The organism is Micromonospora inaquosa (genome assembly GCF_003857055.1).
GTDB lineage: Bacteria > Actinomycetota > Actinomycetes > Mycobacteriales > Micromonosporaceae > Micromonospora > Micromonospora inaquosa.
This window is the reverse complement of the sequence record NZ_QGSZ01000359.1, coordinates 1-3,088: the sequence shown is the minus strand read 5'-3', so window position 1 is coordinate 3,088 and position 3,088 is coordinate 1. Positions and strand designations below refer to the sequence as shown.

General features: G+C 70.3%; 3 protein-coding genes and 1 pseudogene. 3 read left to right on the top strand and 1 reads right to left on the bottom strand.

The genetic code is table 11. The features are described from left to right. The 3 genes from DLJ59_RS32815 to ung form a co-directional block, all read left to right on the top strand. Window positions 1-1,020: alpha/beta fold hydrolase (locus DLJ59_RS32815; RefSeq protein WP_148096991.1), on the top strand; the 1,020-nt coding region annotated here is incomplete at its 5' end. Continuing rightward, complete coding sequence (gene tsaE, locus DLJ59_RS32810; RefSeq protein WP_124777954.1) at window positions 1,017-1,499, top strand: tRNA (adenosine(37)-N6)-threonylcarbamoyltransferase complex ATPase subunit type 1 TsaE; 483 nt, start codon at window positions 1,017-1,019, stop codon at window positions 1,497-1,499. The genes DLJ59_RS32815 and tsaE, both read left to right, overlap by 4 nt. 65 nt (window positions 1,500-1,564) lie before the next feature. Continuing rightward, window positions 1,565-2,266, top strand: coding sequence for a uracil-DNA glycosylase (ung, locus tag DLJ59_RS32805; protein ID WP_124777953.1), 702 nt, complete (start codon window positions 1,565-1,567; stop codon window positions 2,264-2,266). 371 nt (window positions 2,267-2,637) lie between these two features. Here the strand turns inward: ung and DLJ59_RS37750 are convergent. After that, window positions 2,638-2,820, bottom strand: a pseudogene (locus DLJ59_RS37750) (helix-turn-helix domain-containing protein); the annotation flags it as partial. Window positions 2,821-3,088: the final 268 nt, after the last annotated feature.

The following is a 3,088-nucleotide window of genomic DNA, read 5'->3' as shown; positions in this document are numbered from 1 at the left end:
GGCCTGGCGGCTGGGGTGGCGACCCCGCGGACCCTGGTCCGCCGGCTCAAGGCCGACCCGGCCGACCGCTACGCGCACGAGACGTTCGACGAGCAGCGGTACGACGAGGCGTTCCGCCTGGAGCTGCCGGACGGCACGGACATCCACGTCGAGGTGGTCGAGCCGACCCGACCGGTGCCGGGGCGCCCGACGGTGGTGCTGGTGCACGGCTTCTGCCTGGACATGGGGACGTTCCACTTCCAGCGCCAGATGCTCGCCGCCCGGGGCGACTACCGGATCGTGGCGTACGACCAGCCCGGTCACGGCCGGTCCGGCCGGTTGGAGACCGGGGAGTACGACCTCACGGTGCTCGGCCGGACGCTGCGCCAGGTGATCGACCGAACCGCCCCGGACGGGCCGCTGGTGCTGGTTGGCCACTCGATGGGCGGCATGACCATCATGGCGTTCGCCGAGTTGTTCCCGGAGCTGTTCGGCGACCGGGTGGTGGGCACCGTTCTGATGGCCACGTCGGGCGGGCTCATCGCGGAAACAAAGCTGGTCGCGCCCGCGCTGCTCGGCCGGGTCGGTGGCCCGGTGCTCTACATGGTCAGCAACGCCACCCGGTACGGCGGGCCGGTGATTGACAAGGCCCGCAAGTCGACGTCGAACGTGGCCTGGCTGTTGACCCGCAAATACGGTTTCGGCACCCGTAAGCCCAGCCCGTCGCTGGTGTCCTACGTGGAGGCGATGAACTCCCGGACGTCGGCCGACACGGTGACCCGCTACCTGCGGACCCTGGCGACCCACTCGCGCTTTCCGGCGCTGGCGGCGCTGGCGGCGACTCCGGTGCTGGTGGTTGTCGGCGACAAGGACATGATCACCCCGGTCACCCACTCCGAGGAGATCGTCCGCCGGCTGCCGCACGCCGAGTTCGTGAAGATCAAGGACAGTGGGCACGTGGTGATGTTGGAGCACGCGGACGAGGTCAACGCCGCCCTGGCGCGGTTCCTGGAGTCATTGCAGAGCGGGGAGGAACGGTGAGTCACGTCGTCAAGCTGCCGGCCGTCGAGGACACTCGGGACTTCGGTCGGCGGCTGGCCGGGCTGCTGCGCGCCGGCGACCTGGTGCTGTTGACCGGCCCGTTGGGTGCCGGCAAGACCGCGCTCACCCAGGGCATCGGCGCCGGGCTCGGTGTCCTCGGGGACATCACGTCGCCGACCTTCGTGATCGCCCGGGTGCACCGTCCCGATCCGGCCCGGGGCGGCCGGGTGGCACTGGTGCACGCCGACGCGTACCGGTTGGGTGCCGCCACCGATCCGCGCGCCGAGATCGATGACCTGGACCTCGACGCGTCGGTTGACGATTCGGTGACCGTGGTGGAGTGGGGCGAGGGCCTGGTGGAGCAGTTGGTGGACGCGCACCTGCGGGTTCGCATCGACCGCCGCGACGACGACACCCGCATCGTCGAGCTGGACCCGATCGGCGGTGACTGGGCACGGCGGCTCGCCGACCTGGGCTAGGTCGGCGGCTGTCGTACCCGATGCCTAGAGTGCGGGAGACCGACCCGCGCTGTGAGAGGTTTCTGATGCCCGACGACGCTCCCGCCCTGGATCTGCTGGCCCTGCTGCCGGAGCAGTGGCGTGCCGTGCTCACCCCGCACCTCGATCCGGCCCGCACCGCCGCGCTGGGCGAGTTCGTCGCCCGGGAATACGCCACGCAGACCGTCTTCCCGCCGCTGGAGGATCTGTTCTCGGCCTACCGGCTCTGCTCGCCGCAGGGCACCCGGGTGCTGATCCTCGGGCAGGATCCTTACCACCGGGCCGGGCAGGCGCACGGGTTGAGCTTCAGTGTCCGCGACGGTGTGACGGTGCCGCCGTCGCTGCGCAACGTCTTCAAGGAGCTGGGCGAGGACGTGGGCGTTCCCAAGCCGCGCGGCGGCAACCTCAACGGTTGGGCTGCCCAGGGTGTGCTGCTACTCAACGCGGTGCTGACCGTCCGGCAGGCCACCCCTGGCTCGCACGCGAACGCCGGCTGGGAAGAGTTCACCGACGCGACAATTCGGGCACTCGACGCGGCACCGGAGCGGGTGGTCTTCCTGCTCTGGGGTGGCTACGCCCGTAAGAAGGCCGCGCTGGTCACCAATCCGCAGCACGTGGTGCTGGAGGCGGGCCACCCCAGCCCGATGAACCCGCGGGGCTTCCTCGGCAGTCGCCCGTTCAGCGCCGCCAACAAGGCGCTCGCCGACGCCGGCCTGCCCACCATCGACTGGGAGCGCACCGCCGGCTGAGCCGCCCGTCGACGTCCTGCTGCTCGCCTGGCGGCCTGTTCGCCCGGCTCCTCAGGCTCCAACCACACGCCGCCGAACTCACCCCAGCGAGCGTTCCACCGCTGGCCGTAGTTCGTCTCCAGCCAGCGGGTGAAAAGTTTGGCGTCCTGCCAGCGCAGGGCGATCTCCAGCGCGTCGACCGGCACCGGGGCTCCCTGCAACAGCGCTGCGGCACACCCGGTGATCACCTGCGGAAAGTCGGTGAGCCGATCCAGCAACCGATTCAAATTCAGCCCGTCGATCCGCTCCGCGATCGGCCGGGCGGCCAGGTCGTCGATCCGGGCGTCGAGGTGCGCGTCCAGCGGCTCAACCCCGATGACCAACTGCACATCCATCGCGGCGAGCAACCGTTCCAGCACCGGGACGGTCGGCGCTCGCTCACCACGTTCGAACCGGGCCACCGCTGCCTGGTCGACCGCGGCGAGCGCGGCCAACTGGCGCTGGCTCAGGTCGCGCAGGTGTCGTTGATGCCGCACGGCAGCGCCGAGAAGGGTGACAAGGCGAGTGGATGACATCCCGGCATGGTGGACCAAGGGCGAGATGTCCGCGGTCCCGCTACGGCGGGTCGGCGACTTCCCGCCGATCCGGACCCGAGAATCGCCGGGCCCGTGAGCCGGCGGATGGCGGGCCGTACTTCAATGAGCGTGATGTCTGTGAGTCATAGTGATGACTCACAGACATCACGCTCATTGGGGAATGTGGCTCCAGCGCTTGTCCGAGGGCTAGGCGGTTGGCCCGGCCGCACCTGAGGGCTACGGCGGTGGGGCAGCCCGTGGCGGGGCG

Bases quoted from the DNA above. Each gene is read 5' to 3' on its own strand.
- ung (WP_124777953.1), top strand. From the start codon at position 1,565: ATGCCCGACGACGCTCCCGCCCTGGATCTGCTGGCCCTGCTGCCGGAG.